Annotated in this window: 17 protein-coding genes; 7 read left to right on the top strand and 10 right to left on the bottom strand. The window is 73.1% G+C overall.

All coding sequences use genetic code 11. From position 1 onward, the window contains the following. Positions 1–603 carry a (2Fe-2S)-binding protein gene (locus tag ACI2L3_RS33785; protein WP_404756225.1) on the bottom strand — a complete coding sequence of 201 codons (603 nt, stop codon included), beginning with the start codon at positions 601–603 and terminating at the stop codon, positions 1–3. Continuing rightward, a complete protein-coding gene (locus tag ACI2L3_RS33780) occupies positions 603–1,493 on the bottom strand; it encodes an FAD binding domain-containing protein (RefSeq protein ID WP_404756224.1) in 891 nt (296 codons plus the stop codon). Before ACI2L3_RS33780 ends, ACI2L3_RS33785 begins: the two co-directional genes overlap by 1 nt. 338 nt (positions 1,494–1,831) lie before the next feature. On the opposite strand from ACI2L3_RS33780, the gene ACI2L3_RS33775 reads away from it, so the two are divergent. Both ACI2L3_RS33775 and ACI2L3_RS33770 read left to right on the top strand, forming a co-directional pair. Then, a complete protein-coding gene (locus tag ACI2L3_RS33775) occupies positions 1,832–3,508 on the top strand; it encodes a PucR family transcriptional regulator (RefSeq protein WP_404756223.1) in 1,677 nt (558 codons plus the stop codon). A gap of 186 nt (positions 3,509–3,694) precedes the next feature. Next, the gene (locus ACI2L3_RS33770; RefSeq protein ID WP_404756222.1) at positions 3,695–4,456 is read left to right on the top strand and encodes a hypothetical protein; all 762 of its coding nucleotides are present in this window, start codon (positions 3,695–3,697) and stop codon (positions 4,454–4,456) included. A gap of 6 nt (positions 4,457–4,462) precedes the next feature. On the opposite strand, the gene ACI2L3_RS33765 is transcribed toward ACI2L3_RS33770, so the two are convergent. Further along, a complete protein-coding gene (locus ACI2L3_RS33765; protein WP_404756272.1) occupies positions 4,463–5,152 on the bottom strand; it encodes a GntR family transcriptional regulator in 690 nt (229 codons plus the stop codon). Positions 5,153–5,297: 145 nt separating this feature from the next. Between ACI2L3_RS33765 and ACI2L3_RS33760 the strand changes: the two genes are divergently transcribed. Both ACI2L3_RS33760 and ACI2L3_RS33755 read left to right on the top strand, forming a co-directional pair. Beyond that, positions 5,298–6,161 (top strand): (2Fe-2S)-binding protein, encoded by an 864-nt coding sequence (locus ACI2L3_RS33760; RefSeq protein ID WP_404756221.1) that lies wholly within the window; start codon positions 5,298–5,300, stop codon positions 6,159–6,161. A 206-nt stretch (positions 6,162–6,367) separates the two neighbouring features. Continuing rightward, positions 6,368–7,444 carry a DUF2637 domain-containing protein gene (locus ACI2L3_RS33755; RefSeq protein ID WP_404756220.1) on the top strand — a complete coding sequence of 359 codons (1,077 nt, stop codon included), beginning with the start codon at positions 6,368–6,370 and terminating at the stop codon, positions 7,442–7,444. A gap of 17 nt (positions 7,445–7,461) precedes the next feature. Here the strand turns inward: ACI2L3_RS33755 and ACI2L3_RS33750 are convergent, their stop codons facing one another. Continuing rightward, positions 7,462–7,947, bottom strand: coding sequence for an ATP-binding protein (locus ACI2L3_RS33750; protein WP_404756219.1), 486 nt, complete (start codon positions 7,945–7,947; stop codon positions 7,462–7,464). Positions 7,948–8,126: 179 nt separating this feature from the next. Between ACI2L3_RS33750 and ACI2L3_RS33745 the strand changes: the two genes are divergently transcribed. Next, positions 8,127–11,171 carry an alpha-mannosidase gene (locus ACI2L3_RS33745; RefSeq protein ID WP_404756218.1) on the top strand — a complete coding sequence of 1,015 codons (3,045 nt, stop codon included), beginning with the start codon at positions 8,127–8,129 and terminating at the stop codon, positions 11,169–11,171. Positions 11,172–11,201: 30 nt separating this feature from the next. Here ACI2L3_RS33745 and ACI2L3_RS33740 read toward each other — a convergent pair whose 3' ends face one another. After that, complete coding sequence (locus tag ACI2L3_RS33740) at positions 11,202–12,944, bottom strand: pyruvate dehydrogenase (protein ID WP_404756217.1); 1,743 nt, start codon at positions 12,942–12,944, stop codon at positions 11,202–11,204. Positions 12,945–13,008: 64 nt separating this feature from the next. Further along, the gene (locus tag ACI2L3_RS33735; RefSeq protein WP_404756216.1) at positions 13,009–14,247 is read right to left on the bottom strand and encodes a protein phosphatase 2C domain-containing protein; all 1,239 of its coding nucleotides are present in this window, start codon (positions 14,245–14,247) and stop codon (positions 13,009–13,011) included. A 277-nt stretch (positions 14,248–14,524) separates the two neighbouring features. Between ACI2L3_RS33735 and ACI2L3_RS33730 the strand changes: the two genes are divergently transcribed. Together ACI2L3_RS33730 and ACI2L3_RS33725 are read left to right on the top strand one after the other, a co-directional pair. Next, positions 14,525–15,547 carry a helix-turn-helix domain-containing protein gene (locus tag ACI2L3_RS33730; RefSeq protein WP_404756215.1) on the top strand — a complete coding sequence of 341 codons (1,023 nt, stop codon included), beginning with the start codon at positions 14,525–14,527 and terminating at the stop codon, positions 15,545–15,547. Positions 15,548–15,583: 36 nt separating this feature from the next. After that, entirely contained in the window at positions 15,584–16,066 is a 483-nt protein-coding gene (locus ACI2L3_RS33725) for a DUF456 domain-containing protein (protein WP_404756214.1), read from the top strand. 22 nt (positions 16,067–16,088) lie between these two features. On the opposite strand, the gene ACI2L3_RS33720 is transcribed toward ACI2L3_RS33725, so the two are convergent. The 4 genes from ACI2L3_RS33720 to ACI2L3_RS33705 form a co-directional block, all read right to left on the bottom strand. Beyond that, positions 16,089–16,307 (bottom strand): hypothetical protein, encoded by a 219-nt coding sequence (locus ACI2L3_RS33720; protein ID WP_404756213.1) that lies wholly within the window; start codon positions 16,305–16,307, stop codon positions 16,089–16,091. Between the two features lie 85 nt (positions 16,308–16,392). Next, positions 16,393–17,844 carry a DNA-3-methyladenine glycosylase 2 family protein gene (locus ACI2L3_RS33715; RefSeq protein WP_404756212.1) on the bottom strand — a complete coding sequence of 484 codons (1,452 nt, stop codon included), beginning with the start codon at positions 17,842–17,844 and terminating at the stop codon, positions 16,393–16,395. A 121-nt stretch (positions 17,845–17,965) separates the two neighbouring features. Next, positions 17,966–19,111 carry a ribosome small subunit-dependent GTPase A gene (gene rsgA, locus ACI2L3_RS33710; protein ID WP_404756211.1) on the bottom strand — a complete coding sequence of 382 codons (1,146 nt, stop codon included), beginning with the start codon at positions 19,109–19,111 and terminating at the stop codon, positions 17,966–17,968. Between the two features lie 210 nt (positions 19,112–19,321). Continuing rightward, positions 19,322–20,608, bottom strand: a complete 1,287-nt coding sequence (locus tag ACI2L3_RS33705; RefSeq protein WP_404756210.1) for an MFS transporter — start codon at positions 20,606–20,608, stop codon at positions 19,322–19,324. Positions 20,609–20,616: the final 8 nt, after the last annotated feature.

The raw sequence follows: 20,616 nt of genomic DNA, 5'->3' as shown, positions 1-20,616 counted from the left end.
TCAGACCGCCTCTCCCTGACGGGCCGCGGCCAGGCGGACCGCGTCCAGGATCTTCTCGTAACCGGTGCAGCGGCAGAGGTTGCCGGAGAGCGCCTCGCGGATGTCCGCGTCGGACGGCGTGTCGTTGCGCTCCAGGAGCTCGTCGGCCGCGACGAGCAGGCCGGGGGTGCAGAAGCCGCACTGGACGGCGCCGGCGTCGATGAACGCCTGCTGGATCGGGGAGAGTTCGGCACCCTCGCCGGTCTGCGAGTCCTGGCCCTTGGCGCTCCAGTTCTGGGCGTCCTGGAGGGAGGTGCCGCAGGCGCCGGAGGCGCCGGAGACGCAGCCGCCGCCGGGGTGGACGTCGGCGCGGTGCTTCGCGTAGTCGGCGAGGCCCTCGACGGTGGTGACCTCGCGGCCCTCCACCTGACCGGCCGCGACCAGACACGAACAGACCGGCACGCCGTCGAGCCGGACGGTGCAGGAACCGCACTCGCCCTGCTCGCAGGCGTTCTTGGAGCCCGGCAGGCCCATGCGCTCACGCAGCACGTAGAGAAGGGACTCGCCCTCCCACACGTCGTCCGCTTCCTGCTGACGGCCGTTGACCGTGAAGTTCACGCGCATTATGCGACTCCCTCAGTGCTGCGGCCCTCGCCGCGGTACGACTCCCAGGTCCAGCCGAGCGTGCGGCGGGCCATGATGCCGACGGCGTGGCGGCGGTAGTTCGCCGTGCCGCGCACGTCGTCGATCGGGTTGGCGGCTCCGGAGGCGAGCTCCGCGAACTGCTTGGCGATCGAGGGGGTGATGATCTTCTTGCTCTCCCAGAAGCCGCCCTCTTCGAGCGCCGCGTTCAGGAATTCCTCGGCCGCCTTCGCCCGGATGGGGGTGGGGGCGGCGGAGCCGATGCCGGTCCGTACCGTCCGGGTCTCGGGGTGCAGCGCGATGCCGAAGGCGCACACCGCGATGACCATGGCGTTGCGGGTGCCGACCTTCGAGTACTGCTGCGGCCCGTCCGCCTTCTTGATGTGGACGGACTTGATCAGCTCGTCCGCGGCGAGGGCGTTGCGCTTCACGCCGGTGTAGAAGTCGTCGATCGGGATCAGGCGGGAACCCCGCACGGACTCCACCTCGACCTCGCAGTCGGCGGCCAGCAGGGCCGGGTGGGCGTCGCCGGCCGGGGAGGCCGTGCCCAGGTTGCCGCCGACGCCGCCGCGGTTGCGGATCTGCGGGGAGGCCACGGTGTGCGCGGCGAGCGCGAGGCCCGGGAGCTCGGCACGGAGCTCCTCCATGATCTGGGTGTACGGGACGGAGGCGCCCAGCCGGACCGTCTCCTCGCCCACCTCCCACTCGCGCAGCTCGACGATGCGGTTGAGGTCAAGCAGGTACTCGGGACGACGGTGGTCGAAGTTGATCTCGACCATCACGTCGGTGCCACCCGCAATCGGCACAGCCGTGGGGTGCTCGGCCTTGGCGGCGAGCGCCTCCTCCCAGCTGGCGGGGCGAAGGAAGTCCATGAGGCTCTCTTCTTCGTATCGAGGGTCGTTCGCTTCGGGGGACGGGAGGATTCCGTTCCGGCCACTCGGGCCGTTCGTCCCTCGACTGCTCGTTCATGTGCTGTTAACGCGGAGTGGGGCAAGTACACCGCCCGGTCGTCCGATGGGGTCAGTCACCGAAACCATGAAGGAGTTGGCTGGCCAAGCCGCGCGTCTTGTAGATTCGTATGAAGAACGGGCCCCAGTAACCTCGCGGATTCCCCCGGGAAACGGGAGACGCACGGCGGCACGGGGACCCGGCGCTACAGAGCGCACATGTTTGTACACACCATTCGAGACAGATCGGCGGCGACGACACCATGCGGCTGCGCGCACTCCTTGACACCGACGCGCTGGGCCTGCGGCTGCTCGGCGGCGAGGACGAGCTGGACCGCACCGTGCGCGGTGTGATGACCACGGACCTGCGGGACCCCAGCCGCTATCTGGCGGGCGGCGAGCTGGTCCTCACCGGCCTCGCCTGGCGCCGCGACGCCTCGGACACGGAACCCTTCGTGCGGATCCTCGCGAGCGCCGGGGTCGCGGCGCTGGCCGCCGGCGAGGCCGAGCTCGGCGACATCCCCGACGACATCGTGCAGGCCTGCGCCCGGCACCGGCTCCCGCTCTTCGCGGTCAACGAGTCGGTGGCCTTCGCGACGATCACCGAACACGTCGTACGGCAGGTCTCCGGCGAGCGCGCCGGGGACCTGGCGGCCGTCGTCGACCGGCACCGGCGCCTGATGACGTCGGGTCCGGCGGGCGGCGGCCCCGACGTCGTCCTCGACCTGCTCGGCACCGACCTGGACCTGCGGGCCTGGGTGCTCTCCCCCGCCGGGCGCGTGATCGCCGGGTCGAGCGCGGCGGGGACCGCCCTGCCGGCGCCGCTCTGCGCGCGCCTCGCCGGGGAGCACCTGGCGGCCGTCCGGACGGGCCGGCGCGGCCCGCACCGCGTCACGGTGGACTCCGTGACGTACTCGCTGTTCCCCATTCGGACCAGTGGGCGCGGCACGGCCGGCGCGTCGCGGGACGTGCGCGAGTCGGTGCTCTCCGACTGGGTCCTCGCGGTCGAGGCCGACGCGGGCGACTGGCCCGAGGAGCGGCTCGACCTGCTCCAGGGCGTGACGCAGCTGATCGCCGTGGAGCGCGACCGGCGCGACGCGGCCCGCACGGTGCGCCGCCGCCTCGCCCAGGAGGTCCTCGAGCTGGTGCAGACGGGCGCGGCGCCCGCGGAGATCGCGGCCCGGCTCCGCGTCGCCGCGCCGGTGCTGCTGCCGGGGCTCGGCGCGGCCCCGCACTGGCAGGTCGTGGTGGCCCGGGTGGAGTGGGAGGGCGGGGAGATCGACGGCGGCCCGGTCGCCCAGTCGCTCCTGGAGGAGATCCTCGTCGACCCCCGCGCTGCGGGCCCCGAGCCGTCCGACCGGATCGCGGTCGCGCACACCGGTGACGAGGCGATCGCCCTCGTGCCGCTGCCCGCGATCGCCGGCGAGCACGACGGCTCGGAGACGGGTCTGCTCGCGGACGCGCTCCTCGCCTCCGTCCACGACCCGCTGTCGGCGGGTCTCGACGGCGACGGCCGCCTCACGCTGGGCGTCAGCGCCTCCGTGCACTCGGCGGAGGGGCTGCGCGGCGCCCTGGAGGAGGCGCGGCACGCCCGCCGGGTCGCCGCCGCCCGTCCGGGCCGGGTCTGCGCGGCGGGGCACCAGGAGCTGGCCTCGCACGTGCTGCTGCTGCCCTTCGTGCCGGACGACGTGCGCCGGGCGTTCACCGCGCGGCTCCTGGACCCGCTGCGGGAGTACGACCAGCGCCACCGCGCCGAGCTCATCCCGACCCTGGAGGCGTTCCTCGACTGCGACGGTTCGTGGACGCGCTGCGCCGCGCGGCTGCACCTCCACGTCAACACGTTGCGCTACCGGGTGGGCCGCATCGAGCAGTTGACGGGTCGTGACCTCTCGCGCCTGGAGGACAAGCTCGATTTCTTCCTCGCCCTGCGGATGAGCTGAGGGAATCCGGCGAAGGCCCGGCCTGCGGGGAGGAGCCGCCGGCCGGGCCGGGTACGTTTCCTTGCCCGCCCTTTGTGAATTCTTTCACCCGACCCCTTGGCCGGGCGCCGCGATCCATGCTGAGATTCGCCCACGACTCAACAGCTCAATGGTGTGCTCGGGGAGGGCAACGTGGCGCATACCGCCATGTCTGGTACCGGAACGAATGCAGAGCACGATCCACTCCAGACCGCGGTATGGCGGCTGCGCTCGCGCGGCTGCTGGACCGACGCTGCGGCGCTGCTCGCCTCTCGGGCAGGGGCCGCGGCGGCACTTCAGAGGGCGGCCCTCCTCGTCGAGCGGTGCCTGTTCACGGGGGACGGCTGGGGTGAGGCGGAGGACGTCCTGCGGACCGCGGAGGCCCTCGCCGAGAACGACGACGACCGGGGCGCCGCGGCCTGCGAGCGGGGCCAACTGGCTTACGCCTCGACGGTGTTGGGAGTACGCGACCGGGCCGACGAGGCCCGTACGGCGCTCGGCAGGGCGGCCGCACTGCTCGCCCCGAACGCTCCCGGCCGGCCCTTGCTCGACTTCCGCCGCGGCCTGATCGCCGAACACATCGCGGACTCGCCGCAGTCCGCGAAGGCCGCCTACCGCAGGGCCCACGCGGGCGCCACCGCGCACTCCGACCCGCTGCTGCTCTCCTTCACCTGGCGCCACCTGGCCGGACTCGCCCTGCGCGACGGGGAGTTGGCGGAGGCGCGGCACGGCTTCACGGAGTCCCTGCGCATCCGTGAGGAGCTCGGCTATCTGGTCGGCACGGCTCCCGCGCTCGCCGCGCTGGCGGAGGCGGAACCGGAGCCGGAAGCCACCCGCCTGCGCGCCGAGGCCGCCCGCCTCTTCCGCCTCCTGGGCGGCGTACCGTCCTGGCTGGCCCAGCACCTGCAGCCGCCGGCGGCCGCCGTATAGCGGGCCCTACCCGCCAGAGCCCGTGAAGTGCTCCTGCACCAGGGACGAGACCACGCAGAAGTCCTGGGCGGCCAGTGCGTCGAGGAGGGCCATGTGTTCGGCCGCGTCGGCGATCAGGTCGGCGCGGCGGCCCGCCACGGGGCCGGTCGCCAGCGGCCACTGGGAGCGGCGGTGCAGGTCGTCCGCGACCTGCACGAGCTGCTGATTGCCGGAGAGGGCGAGCACGGCGCCGTGGAAGGAGCGGTCGGACTCGGCGTAGCGCGCGAGGTCGCCGACGGCCGCGGCCGTCACGGTGGCCTCGGCCAGCGGCCGCAGCTCGGCCCAGCGCGCCGCGGGCACCGTGCGGGCGAGTCGCAGCATCACCGGCACCTCGATCAGCGCCCGCACCTCGGCCAGCTCCGCCAGCTCGCGGGTGCTGCGCTCGGTGACCCGGAAGCCGCGGTTGGGCACGACCTCCACGGCGCCCTCGGTGGCCAGCTGCTGCATCGCCTCGCGGACCGGGGTCGCGGAGACGCCGAAGCGCTCGCCGAGCACCGGCGCCGAGTACACCTCGCCGGGCGCGAGCTCACCGCCGACGAGGGCGGCCCGCAGCGCGGCCAGGACCTGTCCGCGCACGGAACTGCGGCGCACGGCGCGGCGCGCCCCTGCGCCCGCCTGCTCCGGCACCCGGACCGCGCGCGTTCCGGTCTGCTCCAGCTCCACGACGTCCGTCCGCTCCGCTTGCGACTGCTCTGAAAGGTACGAGAGGCACCATAGGCGGACAGGACCGGAGTTGAAACCTCGATCACGTCGGGTAAGGTAAGGCTTACCTGCTATCGATCGCGATTCGGTGGTCCCCCGCATGTCCGTACCCACCTTGGCCGCACCCCTCCAGGGCGCCCCCAGTGCCGTAGCGGGCTCGTACGCCCGCCTCAACGAGGTGTACTCCGGACTGCGCGTCACCGAGCTCGCCCCCGGGGAACAGGCCCCGCAGGGCGACGGCTGGGTCACCGCCGCCCGGCTCGCGGAGGGCGGGGCCGACCTCGACGCGTTCCTCGCCTGGGACGACGCGCAGATCCTGAAGGACTACGGCACGCAGGCCCGCCCCGACGTGATCGCCAGCTTCGGCCTGCACCGCTACGCCTGGCCGGCCACCCTGCTCATCACGGTCCCGTGGTTCCTGCACCGCCGCGTCCCCCGCTTCCCGGTCGCCAACGTCTCCTTCCAGCGCACGCTGGGCCACCTGGCCGTACGCGCGGAAGGTTTCGCCTGCCTCCCCGACGACCCCGCCGCGACGCTCCCCGGCGCCCGCGTCGTACCGGACGAGGAGGCGCTCCGCGCGGAGGTGCGGGCCTCGGTCGCCGAGCACCTCGGGCCGCTCCTGGACGGCTTCGGCCCCCGGATGCGGCGCCGCTCCCGCGCCCTGTGGAGCCTCGCCACGGACGAGATCGTCGAGGGCCTCTGGTACGTCGCCCACCTCCTCGGCGAGGAGGAGCGCGCGATGACGGAGCTGGAGCGGCTGCTGCCCGGCGCCACCAAGCCGTACGTCGGCACGGCCGGCTTCCGGGAGCTGACGGGGCCCAACGGCGAGAAGCTGCCGACCCGCGACCGGGCGAGCTGCTGCATGTTCTACACGCTGCGCCCCGACGACGCCTGCGTCACCTGCCCGCGCACCTGCGACGCCGAGCGCATCGTGCGGCTGAGCGAGGCCGCCGCGGCGAGCTGACCCCCCGCGGCCGCCCGAACCACCCTTTCGTGCACGGTTAATCGAACCCAACACCAGGCTGCCAGCCGGGAGTTCGAGCAAAAGTGCGCTGTCCGCGCTCCCTCGCACCCCCAAGGCGTCCTCTTGCCGCGAAACCCCTTGAGGGCCATCCGGGTTGGGTCAATATGGCGCCCGATACGCCCTACCGCGATGCAAGGGACCCCCAGATGAGACTGACCGACATATCGCTGGACTGGCTGCTCCCCGGCGGCGTCCTGCTCCTGGGCATGCTGGTGGCGGTGGCGGTGCTGGCGCGCGGCAAGCGAGGCCACGACAAAGCCGCGAAGGGAACCGCGAGCGACGACTCGTGGGAGCGCAGCGAGGAACGCCGCAGACGCAAGGAAGCCATCTATGGCACCGCCTCCTACGTGCTGCTGTTCTGCTGCGCCGCCGTCGCCGCCGCGCTCTCCTTCCACGGCCTGGTCGGCTTCGGCCGGCAGAACCTCAGCCTGACCGGCGGCTGGGAGTACCTGGTCCCGTTCGGCCTGGACGGCGCGGCCATGTTCTGTTCCGTCCTCGCCGTACGCGAGGCCAGCCACGGCGACGCGGCGCTCGGCTCGCGCCTCCTCGTATGGACGTTCGCCGGCGCGGCCGCCTGGTTCAACTGGGTGCACGCGCCCAGGGGCCTCGGGCACGCGGGCGCTCCCCAGTTCTTCGCCGGGATGTCGCTGTCCGCGGCGGTGCTCTTCGACCGCGCGCTGAAGCAGACCCGCCGGGCGGCACTGCGCGAGCAGGGCCTGGTGCCGCGGCCCCTGCCGCAGATCCGCATCGTGCGCTGGCTGCGCGCGCCCCGCGAGACGTTCGGCGCCTGGTCGCTGATGCTCCTGGAAGGCGTCCGCACCCTGGACGAGGCCGTCGAGGAGGTCCGCGAGGACCGCCGCGAGAAGGAGCGCACCCGGCTGCACCGGCGGGACCGGGAGAAGCTGGAGCGCGCCCGGCTCAAGGCGATCAGCCGGGGCCACCGCGGGTACGCCCGCGGCGGCGGCCGGCAGGTCGACGTGCAGGCCGTCGCACCGGCCGCGGGGTCCGCGCAGGTCGGCGCGGACCCTGCCATAGCGGCGCAGGAAGAGCTGCCGGTACGTTCCCGTCCCTCCCTCCAGGCCGTCAGGAACGACGGCCATGACGGCTCCGACCCCGTCGCCCCCGTCACCGTCGACCTGACGGCGGAGGACGACACGCAGACCCTGCCCCGGCTCGACTCGCTGGAGCAGAAGCTGAAGGACCTCGAGCAGCAATTCGGCTGACCGCGGCGGCGGCGGGCTCAGGCCGTGCCGCCGCCGTCCAGCTCGAACCACACCGCCTTTCCGACCCCGTGCGTCCGCACGCCCCACGCGTCCGCGAGGGACTGCACGAGAATCAGGCCCCGGCCGCTCGTACCGTCGTCGGCGTTCGGTACCCGCGGCTCGGGGCGGCGCCCCACGAAGTCCCGCACCTCGACGCGCAGGCCGCGCGGGCCCACGGTCGCCGTGACGACGGCGTCGTGATCGGTGTGCACCAGTGCGTTCGTGACCAGTTCACTGGTGAGGAGTTCGGCCACGTCGGACCTGCCCGGTTTTCCCCAGTGCCGCAGGAACTCCCTCAGCGCCTTCCTCACCTCGGACACCGCGCGCAGGTCCGCTCTCCCCAGCCTGCGCGTGAACTGACCCCTGTGGGACCCGCCCGGCGCTTCACCGGTCCTCTCGTCGCGTACGTTCGATGAAGAGGCCCCGATCGCCCCGGAGCCGCCCCCTCGTGATTGCCTCCTCATGACCCCCGCCCACAAAGCGATGTGTCAGCCTCCCTGCTCGAACAGCTTCACGGGATGCATGCCCCGGGCCCGTGGCGGCACGCCTGTCGAATCGTCAACCAATGACGGGGGGTGCGTCGCAGGGTTGGGGGGAAGTGAAGCGGTGGACCCCACCGCCGAGCCTTCCGAGGAGCCCCCGAGTGCACGACGACAGACTGCTGGTGGAAGGCCGCCTGGAGCGGGCGCTGCGCCAGTTCATCCGCCCCGCCCAGTACGCGCGACGCACCCCGCTGACCCTCTCCGTCTGGCACGCGCCGGGCGAGCCGGTGCCCGTCGCGGCCGCGCTCGAAGCGGAGTACGCGCCCTTCGAGACCGGCACGGAGTGGGGAAACCCCTGGTCGACCAGTTGGTTCCGGCTTCAGGGGCAGGTGCCCGAGGAGTGGCGGGGCAGCCGGGTCGAAGTGGTGATCGATCCCGGCTTCACCGGGGAGGGGCCCGGTTTCCAGGCGGAGGGTCTGGTGTACGACGCGGCGGGCGTTCCCCTCAAGGGTGTTCACCCGCGCAATCGGCATATTCCGGTGGCCTCCCCCGCCCGGGGCGGCGAACCGGTGCACCTACTTCTCGAAGCGGCGGCCAATCCGGCCGTTCTGCACGACTTCGTGCCGACGCCGCTCGGCGACGTACTGACCGCAGGCAATAGCCCGATCTACCGATTCGCGTCTGCCGATCTCGCCGTACTGGACGAGGACGTATGGCAGTTGACGCTGGACATCGAGGTCCTTTCCGAGCTGATGCGCGAACTGGACGCCGAACGTCCGCGTCGCCACGAGATTCTGCGGGCTCTTGAGGACATGCTCGACGCCCTCGATCTGCACGACGTGTCCGGCACGGCCGCGGCGGCCCGCGCCGAGCTCGCCGAGGTCCTCGCCCGGCCCGCACACGCGAGCGCACACCGCGTATCGGCAGCCGGACACGCGCATATCGACTCGGCGTGGCTGTGGCCGCTGCGCGAGACGGTGCGCAAGGCTTCGCGCACCTTTGCCAATGTGACGGCCCTGGCCGGGGAGTATCCGGAGCTGGTCTTCGCGTGCTCGCAGGCCCAGCAGTACGCCTGGGTGAAGGAGCACCAGCCGCACATCTGGGAGCGGATCAAGAAAGCGGTGGCCGATGGCAACTGGGCGCCGGTGGGCTCGATGTGGGTGGAGTCGGACGCCAACATGCCGGGCGGCGAGGCGCTGGCGCGGCAGATCACGCACGGCATGCGGTTCTTCCGCGAGGAGCTCGGCGTCGAGACGGAGGAGATCTGGCTGCCGGACTCCTTCGGCTACACCGCCGCCTTCCCGCAGCTGGCGAAGCTGGCGGGCGTCCGCTGGTTCCTCACCCAGAAGCTGAGCTGGAACCAGTCCAACAAGATGCCGCACCACACCTTCTGGTGGGAGGGCATCGACGGCACCCGCGTCTTCACCCACTTCCCGCCCGTGGACACCTACAACTCGCAGTTCCACGGCGCCGAACTCGCGCACGCGGAGCGGAACTTCGCCGACAAGGGGCGGGCGTCCCGTTCCCTGGTGCCGTTCGGCTGGGGCGACGGCGGGGGCGGGCCCACCCGCGAGATGATGGAGCGGGCGCGGCGCCTCCGCTCCCTGGAGGGGTCGCCGCGCGTCGAGATCGAGAAGCCGTCGGCGTTCTTCGCGGCGGCCGAGGAGGAGTACGGCGCGCAGGCCCCGGTCTGGTCCGGTGAGCTGTATCTGGAGCTGCACCGCGCCACGTACACCACCCAGGCGGCCACCAAGCGCGGCAACCGCCGCAGCGAACACGCGCTGCGCGAGGCGGAGTTGTGGTGCACGGCGGCCGCGGTGCGCGATCCGGCGTACGTCTATCCGTACGACACGCTCGACCGGCTGTGGAAGACGGTCCTGCTGCACCAGTTCCACGACATCCTGCCGGGCTCGTCGATCGCCTGGGTGCACCGGGAGGCGCGCGACACCTACGAGCGGGTCCTTGCGGAGCTCGACGAGATCACGGCGTCGGCCGTGCGCGCGCTGGGCGCGGGCGGGCCCGCGGTGCTGAACGCGTCGCCGTACGCCCGCGGCGAGGTCGTCGACCCCGGGGACGGCACGCTGGTGCACGTGGACGTTCCCGCGCTCGGCACGCGGAGCCTCGACGCGGCACGGGGCGCCGAACCGGGCGCGGTCGCGCACACCACCGGCGACACGATCCTGCTCACCAACGAGCACCTGAGCGTCACCGTCGACGCCGCCGGTCTGCTGGTCTCCGTGACGGACCTGGACGCGGGCCGCGAGGTCCTCGCGGCCCCCGGCAACCTCCTCCAGCTGCACCCCGACCACCCCACGCACTACGACGCCTGGGACCTCGACAAGCACTACCGGCGCCGGCACACGGACCTGACGGACGCGGAGTCCGTGGAGCTGGTGGAGGACGGGCCGCTGCGGGTCGCCGTGCGGGTGGTGCGGGCCTTCGGGGACTCGCGGATCACGCAGGAGATCCGGCTCGCGGCGGGCAGCCGCCGCGTCGACATCGTCACGGACGTCGACTGGCGGGAGTCGGAGAAGGTGCTCAAGGCCGCCTTCCCGCTGGACGTGCACGCCGAACGGTCCGCCGCGGAGATCCAGTTCGGCCATGTGCACCGCCCCACGCACGCCAACACCGGCTGGGACGCGGCGCGTTACGAGATCTGCGCGCACCGCTGGCTGCGGGTCGCCGAGGAGGGGTACGGCGTCGCGGTGCTCAACGACTCGACGTACGGCCACGACGTGACGCGCACCGAGCACGAGGGCACGCTCGGCACCACCGTGCGTCTGACGCTGCTGCGGGCCCCGCACAGCCCGGACCCGGAGACGGACCAGGGCGCGCACCGGTTCACGTACGCGCTGCTGCCCGGCGCGACGACCGGCGACGCGGTCGCGGAGGGGCTCGCGCTCAACCTGCCGCTGCGGGTCGCCGACGCGCCGGTCCTGCCCTCGCTGGTGAGCGTCGACCACCCGGCGGTGACCGTCGAGTCGGTGAAGCTCGCCGACGACCGCAGCGGCGACGTCGTCGTGCGGCTCTACGAGTCGCGCGGCGGGCGGGCGGCGGCCACGCTCAGCACGTCGTTCCCGGTGGCGCGGGCCGAGGTGACGGACCTGCTTGAGCGGCCGCTGCACGAGGCGGGGACGGGCGAGGCCGGGCTCGCGCTGGCGCTGCGGCCGTTCCAGATCGTCACGCTGCGGCTGCGGCCCGCCTGACCCGGGCCGGAGCGGGTGCCGGGGCCGGCGTCACGGCCTCGGCACGTTCCGAAGATTGGAGCGGGCCATCTGGAGCATCCGGCCCACGCCGCCGTCCAGGACGATCTTGCTGGCGGAGAGGGCGAAGCCCGTCACCATGTCCGAGCTGATCTTGGGCGGGATGGAGAGGGCGTTCGGGTCGGTGACGATGTCGACGAGGGCCGGGCCCCTGTGCGAGAAGGCGTCCTTGAGGGCGCCCGCGAGCTGTTTGGGCTTCTCCACGCGGACGCCGTAGGCCCCGGCGGCGCGGGCGACGGCGGCGAAGTCGGGGTTGTGGTTGGCCGTGCCGTAGTTGGGCAGCCCCGCCACCATCATCTCCAGCTCCACCATGCCCAGGGAGGAGTTGTTGAACAGCACGACCTTCACCGGCAGGTCGTGCTGGACGAGGCTGAGGAAGTCGCCCATCAGCATCGAGAAGCCGCCGTCGCCCGACACCGAGACGACCTGACGCCTCCGGTCGACGAACTGGGCGCCGATCGCCTGCGGCAGCGCGTTCGCCATGGAGCCGTGGCTGAACGAGCCGATGATGCGGCGCCTGCCGTTGGGGGTGAGGTAGCGGGCCGCCCAGACGTTGCACATGCCGGTGTCGACGGTGAACACGGCGTCGTCGGCGGCGATCTCGTCGAGGACCGAGGCGACGTACTCGGGGTGGATCGGGACGTGCTTGTCGACCTTGCGGGTGTAGGCCTTCACTACGCCTTCGAGAGCGTCCGCATGTTTCTTGAGCATCTTGTCGAGGAACTTGCGGTTCGTTTTCGGGGAGACGCGCGGGATCAGGCAGCGGAGCGTCTCGCGCACGTCGCCCCAGACGGCGAGGTCCAGCTTCGAGCGGCGGCCGAGGTGCTCGGGGCGCACGTCGACCTGGGCGATCTGCACGTCGTCCGGCAGGAAGGCGTTGTACGGGAAGTCCGTGCCAAGCAGGATGAGCAGGTCGCACTCGTGGGTGGCCTCGTACGCGGCGCCGTAGCCGAGCAGACCGCTCATGCCCACGTCGTACGGGTTGTCGTACTGGATGAACTCCTTGCCGCGCAGGGCGTGGCCCACCGGCGACTTGATCTTCTCGGCGAACTCCATCACCTCGGCGTGCGCGCCCGCCGTGCCGCTGCCGCAGAAGAGGGTGACCTTGCCCGCCTTGTCGATCATCCTGGCGAGCTTGTCGATCTCCTCGTCACCGGGGCGCACGGTGGGACGGGAGGTGACCAGCGCGGTCTCGGCGGCCTTCTCGGGGGCGGGCTCGGAGGCGATGTCGCCGGGCAGCGACACGACGCTGACACCGCTCTGGCCGACGGCGTGCTGAATGGCGGTCTGGAGCAGCCGGGGCATCTGCTTCGGGCTGGAGATCAGCTCGCAGTAATGGCTGCACTCCTGGAAGAGCCGGTCGGGGTGGGTCTCCTGGAAGAAGTTCAGGCCGATCTCGCTGGAGGGGATCTGCGAGGCGAGGGCGAGGACCGGGGCCATGGAGCGGTGCGCGTCGTACAGGCCGTTGATGAGGTGCAGGTTGCCCGGGCCGCAGGAGCCCGCGCAGGCGGCCAGCCTGCCGGTGATCTGGGCCTCGGCGCCGGCCGCGAAGGCGGCGGTCTCCTCGTGCCGCACCTGGACCCAGTCGATCTCCTTGGTGCGGCGGATGGCGTCCACGACCGGGTTGAGGCTGTCGCCGACGACTCCGTAGAGCCGCCGCACGCCCGCGCGGACGAGGATGTCGACGAACTGCTCGGCGACGTTCTGCTTGGCCATGCTGTACGCACCTCTCGACACGGTGAACCGGTCCCCCGGGTCCATGAATTCACAGGTGCGGCGGTCATGCCTCCCAGACCGCGGCGGCCGTCCGGTCGTCGGCGTACCCCTTGGCCCTGACCTGGATGTCGGCCAGGAAGGCGGCGAGGCCCGGCGGACCGGTCTTCTCCCATCTGCGGGTGAGGTGTTCGGCCAGCTCGGGCTCGCCGCGCAACGGCTCGGCGAGGCCGCCGCTGCACAGGACGAGCGTGTCACCCGGGCGGGCGACCGAGGCGCGGAAACGGAAGGGGTCGCGCGGCGGTTCGGGAGCGGGCTCGTAGGGGCTGGGGGGTGTGGTGATGCCGAGGTCCATGGTCAGCCGGTCCGCGTCCGGGGGCTGCGGCGGCAGCGAGCCGAAGCCGACCACGGGGTCGCCGGTGGTGTCGGCGACGCGCGGCTCGATGTCCTGCCACTCGCCGCTCCGCAACCGGAAGAGGCCGCCCGTGCCGACGCCGAAGAAGACGCGCGTACGGCACCGGGGATCGGCCGGCAGGAGCAGGCAGCGCAGGGACGCCGCGTACTCCTCCGGCTCCAGGCCCAGGTCGGCGGCGTGTGCGCGGAGCTTGCCGAGGCTGCGGTCGGTGAGGCGGTGCAGACCCGACTTGAGGTCGCCGCGCCGGGCGGCCCTGATGTCCTCGGCGAGCCGCCGGTGGCTGCGGCCCACGGCGCGGCCGATCCACGCGCAGGCCTCCGCGGCGGCGCGGTGCGCTCCCGGGGCCGCGCGGGCGCCGGTGGCCAGGGCGACGAGCACGAGGGCGTCGTCGCCGGTGCCGAAGCGGGCGGTGAGCAGGGCGTCGCGGCGCGGCTCTCCCCGGTAGCGGGCGGAGTCCCCGCGCACGGAGGCGGCGCGCAGCGTGCTGCCCCCGTACCGCGCGCCTTCGAGCACGGTGTCGGGGACGAGATCAGCGAGGTCGTCCGGGTCGGCGGCGGGCAGGACGGTGGGCTCGGCCTCATAGGTGGGAGGTCCGTCGCCCACGTACCCGACGCCCGTGTCGCCGGGTCTTTCGATGCCGTCCGCATCACCGTCCGCATCCGCAAAGACCTCGCTCGCCGGAGTGGGCGAGGCGGGCTCCGGGATGCGGGGAGCGGGCTCCGGGGCGCGTGGGGCGGGGAAGTCCGTCTTCAGGGTGTCTGCCGCCGAGGCGAACCTGTCGTCCAGAGTGTCCGGCGCGGGCGCCGGACCCGTGTCCGGCGCTGAGTCGTCGTACAGCTGTCCCCACCAGTCGTCGTCGCGCCCGGTGGGTGTGTCCCCCTGCTGGCTCATGCCCTTATTTTCCACCGCGGAGGCCGTACGAAAACGGTGCATCCGGAAATTCCGGCCATTCCGGGGACGGTGGGGACGGTGAGGACCGCCGGGCGGACCCACCCCCCACAGGAGGACCGCCCGGCGGGGCTGGAGTTGATTCGCTTCTGTGAGCGAATCATCGTGCTCGTGACCCGCGTTCCCAGTCGAGGTGGGTTCAATCGTCCTCGTCGACGACCTCGGCGTTCCGGAGTCACGGGTGGTGCGGGGATGATGTCCCGGGGAGGGAGGTCGCCGCATGCTGGCAGCGATCGGTCTGGACGAGACGCACGAGTCGGCGTACCGGGCGCTGGTTTCGGTGGGCGCCGCCGACGTGGCGGACCTCGCGCGCAGGCTCTCCCTCGGCGAACCGGAGACCGAGCGGACGCTGCGCCGCCTGGAGCGGCACGGTCTCGCCGCGCAGGCGTCCGGCAGGGCGGGCCGCTGGGTGGCGGCGCCGCCCGGCGTCGCGCTCGGCGCGCTCCTCACCCAGCGGCGGCACGAACTGGAGAAGGCCGAGCTCGCGGCGACCCTGCTCGCCGAGGAGTACCGCGCGCAGGCCGCCGAACCGGCCGTCCACGACCTGGTCGAGGTGGTCACCGGCGCGGCCGCCGTATCGCAGCGCTTCCTCCAACTGCAGCTGGGCGCGAGCGACGAGGTGTGCGCGCTGGTGACCGGCAGCCCCGTCGCCGTCACCGGCATGGAGAACAGCGCCGAGGAGCAGGCCGCCGGGCGCGGGGTGCGCTACCGCGTGGTGATCGAGCGCACCGTCCTCGACCTGCCGACGGGCCTGGTCGAGCTGACGACGGCGATCGGCCGCGACGAGCGGGTGCGGGTGGTGGACCGCGTCCCGACCAAGCTGGTGATCGCCGACGGCTCCCTCGCGATGGTGCCGCTGACCTCGCGCACGGCGGAGCCCGCCGCGCTCGTCGTGCACGCCAGCGGCCTGCTCGAATCGCTGACGGGCCTCTTCGAGGCGGTGTGGCGGGAAGCGCTGCCGCTGCGCCTCGGCGAGGACGGGGGCACGCTCACCGAGGACGGCCCCGACGGCCCGGACGGCACCGACCTGGAAATCCTGTCGCTGCTCCTCGCCGGACTGACGGACGCGAGCGTCGCCAAACAGCTGGAGCTGGGGCTGCGCACGGTCCAGCGCCGGGTGAAGCGCCTGATGGAGCTGACGGGCGTGACGACGCGGCTGCAGCTGGGCTGGCACGCGTACGAGCGCGACTGGGTGGCGCGGCGCCCCAGGCCGCCCGCGAGTGGCCCTCCGCGGCAAACCTGACCTGCGGTTTCACCGCGCCTCCTGCACTCTGGACAGATGGGAGCATGGGAACTCCTGCTGGTCGGTGTGGTGATGCTGCTCGGCCTGTGCGGAGTGCTGGTGCCCGGCGTACCGGGGTCGTGGCTCGTGTGGGCCGCCGTCCTCTGGTGGACGCTGTACGACCCGAACGGTCTCGCCTGGGGCGTCCTCGTCGGCGCCACGGCCGTACTGCTCGCGTCACAGGCCGTGCGCTGGCAGCTGCCGCCCCGACGGCTCCGCGAGTCCGGCGCCACCCGCCGCATGGGCGTCTTCGCCGGCGCCGGCGCGCTCATCGGCTTCTGCGTGCTGCCGGTGATCGGGGCGATCCCCGGCTTCATCGGCGGCATCTACGCCGGCGAACGGCTGCGGCTCGGCGGCCACGGCGAGGCGGTGACCGCGACGCGGACGGCCATGCGGGCGGGCGGCAGCAGCGTCCTGGCCGAACTGTTCGCGTGCCTGCTGATCCTGGGGGCGTGGCTGGGGGTGCTCATCTGGGGCTGAGCCGCCGTCACCCAGGCCGTCGTCACTCCGGCCGGTGCCGCTCCTCCTCGGTCAGGTCGATGTCGATCTGGTCCCTGATGAGCTTGTGGGCGCCGCCTCCGGGACCGTGCGGTGCGGGAGCCTCCTGGACGACGGCGGCGGGCTTTCGGTGATCCGTGGGAAAGGCCGCTCCGGTCGTACCGGCCAGCACGGCCGCGGCGGCCGCGGCGATCACGGCTCGGCGGATACGCGTGTGCGCCATGGGCACCTCCACCATTCGGGCATTCGGGCATTCGGGCATTCGGGTGGCGATGCCGCAGTCTCCCTCTCCTGGATGAGAGGCGCTCTTAAGAATCGGCGGGGGCCGGCGGCAGGGACAGGTGGCGCAGGGCGTAGGAGCGCCACGGACGCCAGGCGTCCCTCGGCGGCTCCGGCGCGCCGGGCAGGGCGACGTCGGGGTCGCCGAGGGCCCGCATCCGGATGACCGCGGCCGTCCTCGCATCCAGGCCCGGCAGGGCGCGGAGCGCCGCCTCCGCGTCGTCGCGGTCCGCGCCCGCGTCCAGGCGCAGGGAGCCGTCGGCGAGCGCCGTGGCAAGCGCGCCCAGCGGGCCCGGCTCGGCGGCCAGCGCGGCCGGTCCGGGGAAGACGTGGGTGAGCCGCCCGCACGCCGCGTCGAGCACCTTGCCGTGCCGCGCCACGAGCCGCTCGGCCCCCTCCCGCCCCACCAGCGCGCGCACCGCGAACTCGTCGGGGTCGGCGGCGCCCGGCGACCGGAGGCCGGGCCGGGCGGCGACGAGCGGGGCGAGCCGGGGGTCGGCGCCGAGCCGGTCGTCCACGGCGTACGGGTCGGCGTCCAGGTCGAAGAGGCGGCGCAGGCGCTGGACGGCGGTGGTGAGGTCGCGCAGGTCGGTCAGGTGCAGCCGGGCGTCGAGCCAGCCGCCGCGGTGCAGGGCCCCGCCGCTGCCCGGCCCGTCGGCGCGCGCCTCCTCGACGGCCACGATGCCGGTGCCGTACGGCAGCCGGAGCGTACGCCGGTAGGTGCGGGCGTCCCGTCCGCCGGTGACCTCCTCGATCCCGGCGACCGCTTCGCCCGCGAGCAGGTCGAAGACGGCGTCGGCGCGGTAGGGGCCCCGGTGGGCGAGGCGCAGCGGGATGCCGGCGGCAGGGGTGGCGCGGGCGGCACCGCGTCTGGGCGCGGCGGCGCGCAGGGCGGTCGGTGTCAGCGCGTACACCGCCCTGATCGTGTCGTTGAACTGCCGGACGCTGGCGAATCCGGCGGCGAACGCGATCTCCGTGACCGGCAGGTCGGTGGTCTGCAGCAGCACGCGGGCGGTGTGCGCGCGCTGTGCCCGCGCCAGGGCGACGGGGCCGGCGCCCAGCTCGGCGGTGAGCTGGCGCTGCACCTGCCGGGCGCTGTACCCGAGGCGCACGGCGAGCCCCGGGACGCCCTCGCGGTCGACGACGCCGTCACCGATCATGCGCATGGCACGGCCGACGACGTCGGCGCGTACGTTCCAGTCGGCGGAGCCGGGCACGGCGTCCGGCCTGCACCGGCGGCAGGCCCGGAAGCCGGAGGTCTGGGCGGCGGCCGCGGTGGTGTAGTACCGGACGTTCTGCCGCTTGGGGGTTACGGCGGGGCAGCTCGGCCGGCAGTAGATGCCGGTCGTCTCGACAGCGAAGAAGAACTCCCCGTCGAACCGGGCATCCCGACTCCGCACGGCCTCGTACCTGGTCTCTTCATCGATCACGGGTCCATTGTGGGGCGGTGGAGCCGGGGCGGGCTGGCGGAATTCGGACATGGAGGGGGGCGACGCCCCGAGGCGCAGCCCCAGGGGCGCGGGGAACTGCGCGCCCAGCCACGACGAACCCGCAGCTCCCCACGGCCCACGCCCCCCCACACACACCGCGCACCGCGCAAGCTCAGCGCAAGCGCCCCCGCTTGATGTCCAGAGCCGCCCGCCCCTCCGCCCCCCGCAGCCGCCACTGACGACGCATCTCCGCGCGGGCCCGCACGTCCGTCTTGGCGACGATGCGCTGGTTCTCGCGGATCAGCTTGCGGTAGCTGTCGAGGCGGCGTTCGGTCAGCGTGCCGTCCTCGACGGCGGCGAGCACGGCGCAGCCGGGCTCCGCGGCGTGGGCGCAGTCGTGGAACCGGCAGCCGCCCGCCAGCTCCTCGATCTCGGAGAAGACCTGCCCGACGCCGGCCTCGGCGTCCCACAGGCCCACCCCGCGCAGCCCCGGCGTGTCGATGAGGACCCCGCCGCCGGGCAGCAGGATGAGGTTGCGGGTCGTCGTGGTGTGGCGGCCCTTGCCGTCGACGTCACGGATGGCCTGGACCTCCATGATGTCGGCCCCGGCGAGCGCGTTGGCGAGCGTCGACTTGCCGGCGCCGGACTGGCCGAGCAGCACCGACGTACCGCCGGAGACGACGGCGGCGAGGACGTCGACGCCTTCCCCGGTCGCGGAGCTGACGGTGAGCACCTGCACGCCGGGCGCCGCGGTCTCCACGTCCTCGACGAGGTGGGCGAGCGTGACGGCGTCCGGCACGAGGTCGGCCTTGGTGAGTACGACCACGGGCTGACCGCCCGACTCCCAGCCGAGGGCGAGGAACCGTTCGATCCGCGCGAGGTCGAGCTCCGCGGCGAGCGGCACCGCGATGATCGAGTGGTCCACGTTGGCCGCGAGGACCTGCCCCTCGGACCGCTTGGACGAGGTGGACCGTACGAACGACGTACGCCGCGGCAGATACGCCTGTACGTAACGGGGGTCGGCGCCGTCCGCGTCCACGGCGACCCAGTCACCGGTGCAGACGACCTTCAGCGGGTCGCGCGGGGTGACGAACTCGGTGTCGGCCCGCACGGTTCCGTCGGCGGTGACGACGTCGCACTGCCCGCGGTCGACCCGGACGACGCGCCCGGCCACGAGGCCGCGCGCCGCGTACGGCGCGAACTCGCTCTCCCAGTCCGCGTCCCAGCCGTACGGGGCGAGGGGGTGGGAGGAGGTGTGCGAGGAGAACGAAGCAAGAGAAGAGGAAGACAGGGAGGACGGAGAAGACGAGGAAGACAAGGGGAACCCTTCACAGGGGTGGCCCCGGCATCCGCGCACACTGTCGGCGCGGAAGGATTCAGGTCAGCCGGAGGCCACGGAGGTGGACTTGACGAACTTCCGGATGCGGGCAGCGCCCGTCGCGTCGACAGCCATCGGTCTACACCTCCAGTTCCAGCACAGCTTCTACGGACCAGTCGGCCGACCGGCCCCCTGGCAACACCCCGGAGCCTAGCCAGCCGCCGGCCCGGAGCACCACTGCTTTTTTCTCTCCGCCGTGTCGTGCCGCGTGCACACCCACAGCAGGAGGCCGAGGCAGCTGAACGTGGCACCCAGTGCGCACACCGCGCCCCAGCCGGCCACCGCGTAGAGGGAGGTCGCGGCGAGGGCGCCGGTGGCGCTGCCGATCGAGTAGAAGACCATGTAGCCGCCGATCAGCCGGCTGCCCGCGTCCGGGTGCAGTGCGTGGATCAGGGTCTGGTTGGTGACGTGGACCGCCTGCACGGCGAGGTCGAGGAGGATCACTCCGGCGGCCAGGGCCCAGAGCGAGCCGCGGGTGAAGGCCAGCGGCAGCCAGGAGACGGCGAGCAGCGCCAGGGCGATGCCGGTGGTGTGCCGGGAGAGCCCGCGGTCGTTCAGCCGGCCCGCCACGGTCGCGGCCAGGGCGCCGGCGACGCCGATCAGGCCGAGCGCCCCGATTGCGGTGTGGGACATGAAGTACGGCGCTTCGCTGAGCGGCAGCGCGACGCTGCTCCACAGGGTGCTGAACGCGGCGAAGACGAGCAGGCCGAACAGGGCGCGGACGCGTAGCAGCGGTTCCCGCGCGAACAAGGTGACCGTGGAGCGCAGGAGTTGGCCGTAGCGCAGGGCCGTCGGTGGGGCGTCGCCATGGCGCGGCAGTACGCGGTACAGGACCAGGGCGAGCAGCGCGGTGAGGGTCGCCGAGGCGACGTAGACGGAGCGCCAGCCCGCGAGATCGGCCATGAGGCCGGACGCGGTGCGGGCGAGCAGGATGCCGGTGACCACGCCGCTGGTGACGAGTCCGACCACCCGGCCGCGCTCAGCGGCGGGTGCGAGTGACGCCGCGAAGGCCACGAGTGTCTGCGTGACGACGGCGAGGAGGCCGGTGGCGGCCATGCCCGCGAGCAGCATCGCCGCCGAGCGGGCGGCGGCCACCATGACCAACGCCACCACCAGGAGCAGGAGTTGGGCCACGACGAGCCGTCTGCGGTCGGCCATGTCGCCGAGCGGCACGAGGAAGAAGAGCCCGAGGCCGTAACCGACGTGCGTGAGGGTGACGACGCTGCCGACGAGTGCCGGGCTCATGGCGAGGTCGTGCCCCATGGTCACCAGGAGCGGCTGGGAGAAGTAGACGTTGGCCACCGCGGCCCCGCAGGCGACGGCGAACAGGGCGACGAGGCGCCGGGACAGGACCCGCGGGAGCCCTTCCCCGCTCTCTCTTTCGGTCACGCTCCGAGTTCCGGTCCGTCGCGGCACGGCCGCACAGTCGCCGGGCATGGGCACCC

Origin of the sequence: Streptomyces sp. NPDC029674 (assembly GCF_044903205.1) — a bacterium.
GTDB lineage: Bacteria > Actinomycetota > Actinomycetes > Streptomycetales > Streptomycetaceae > Streptomyces.
Note: the sequence above shows the minus strand (reverse complement) of the source record. Positions and strands in the feature narration are given on the sequence as shown.

What these genes read in the sequence shown, in the direction of transcription:
- ACI2L3_RS33785 (WP_404756225.1), bottom strand. Translation starts at nt 603, where the DNA reads ATGCGCGTGAACTTCACGGTCAACGGCCGTCAGCAGGAAGCGGACGAC.
- ACI2L3_RS33780 (WP_404756224.1), bottom strand. Translation starts at nt 1,493, where the DNA reads ATGGACTTCCTTCGCCCCGCCAGCTGGGAGGAGGCGCTCGCCGCCAAG.
- ACI2L3_RS33775 (WP_404756223.1), top strand. Translation starts at nt 1,832, where the DNA reads ATGCGGCTGCGCGCACTCCTTGACACCGACGCGCTGGGCCTGCGGCTG.
- ACI2L3_RS33770 (WP_404756222.1), top strand. Translation starts at nt 3,695, where the DNA reads ATGTCTGGTACCGGAACGAATGCAGAGCACGATCCACTCCAGACCGCG.
- ACI2L3_RS33760 (WP_404756221.1), top strand. Translation starts at nt 5,298, where the DNA reads ATGTCCGTACCCACCTTGGCCGCACCCCTCCAGGGCGCCCCCAGTGCC.
- ACI2L3_RS33755 (WP_404756220.1), top strand. Translation starts at nt 6,368, where the DNA reads ATGAGACTGACCGACATATCGCTGGACTGGCTGCTCCCCGGCGGCGTC.
- ACI2L3_RS33750 (WP_404756219.1), bottom strand. Translation starts at nt 7,947, where the DNA reads ATGAGGAGGCAATCACGAGGGGGCGGCTCCGGGGCGATCGGGGCCTCT.
- ACI2L3_RS33740 (WP_404756217.1), bottom strand. Translation starts at nt 12,944, where the DNA reads ATGGCCAAGCAGAACGTCGCCGAGCAGTTCGTCGACATCCTCGTCCGC.
- ACI2L3_RS33735 (WP_404756216.1), bottom strand. Translation starts at nt 14,247, where the DNA reads ATGAGCCAGCAGGGGGACACACCCACCGGGCGCGACGACGACTGGTGG.
- ACI2L3_RS33730 (WP_404756215.1), top strand. Translation starts at nt 14,525, where the DNA reads ATGCTGGCAGCGATCGGTCTGGACGAGACGCACGAGTCGGCGTACCGG.
- ACI2L3_RS33725 (WP_404756214.1), top strand. Translation starts at nt 15,584, where the DNA reads ATGGGAGCATGGGAACTCCTGCTGGTCGGTGTGGTGATGCTGCTCGGC.
- ACI2L3_RS33720 (WP_404756213.1), bottom strand. Translation starts at nt 16,307, where the DNA reads ATGGCGCACACGCGTATCCGCCGAGCCGTGATCGCCGCGGCCGCCGCG.
- ACI2L3_RS33715 (WP_404756212.1), bottom strand. Translation starts at nt 17,844, where the DNA reads ATGTCCGAATTCCGCCAGCCCGCCCCGGCTCCACCGCCCCACAATGGA.
- ACI2L3_RS33705 (WP_404756210.1), bottom strand. Translation starts at nt 20,608, where the DNA reads ATGCCCGGCGACTGTGCGGCCGTGCCGCGACGGACCGGAACTCGGAGC.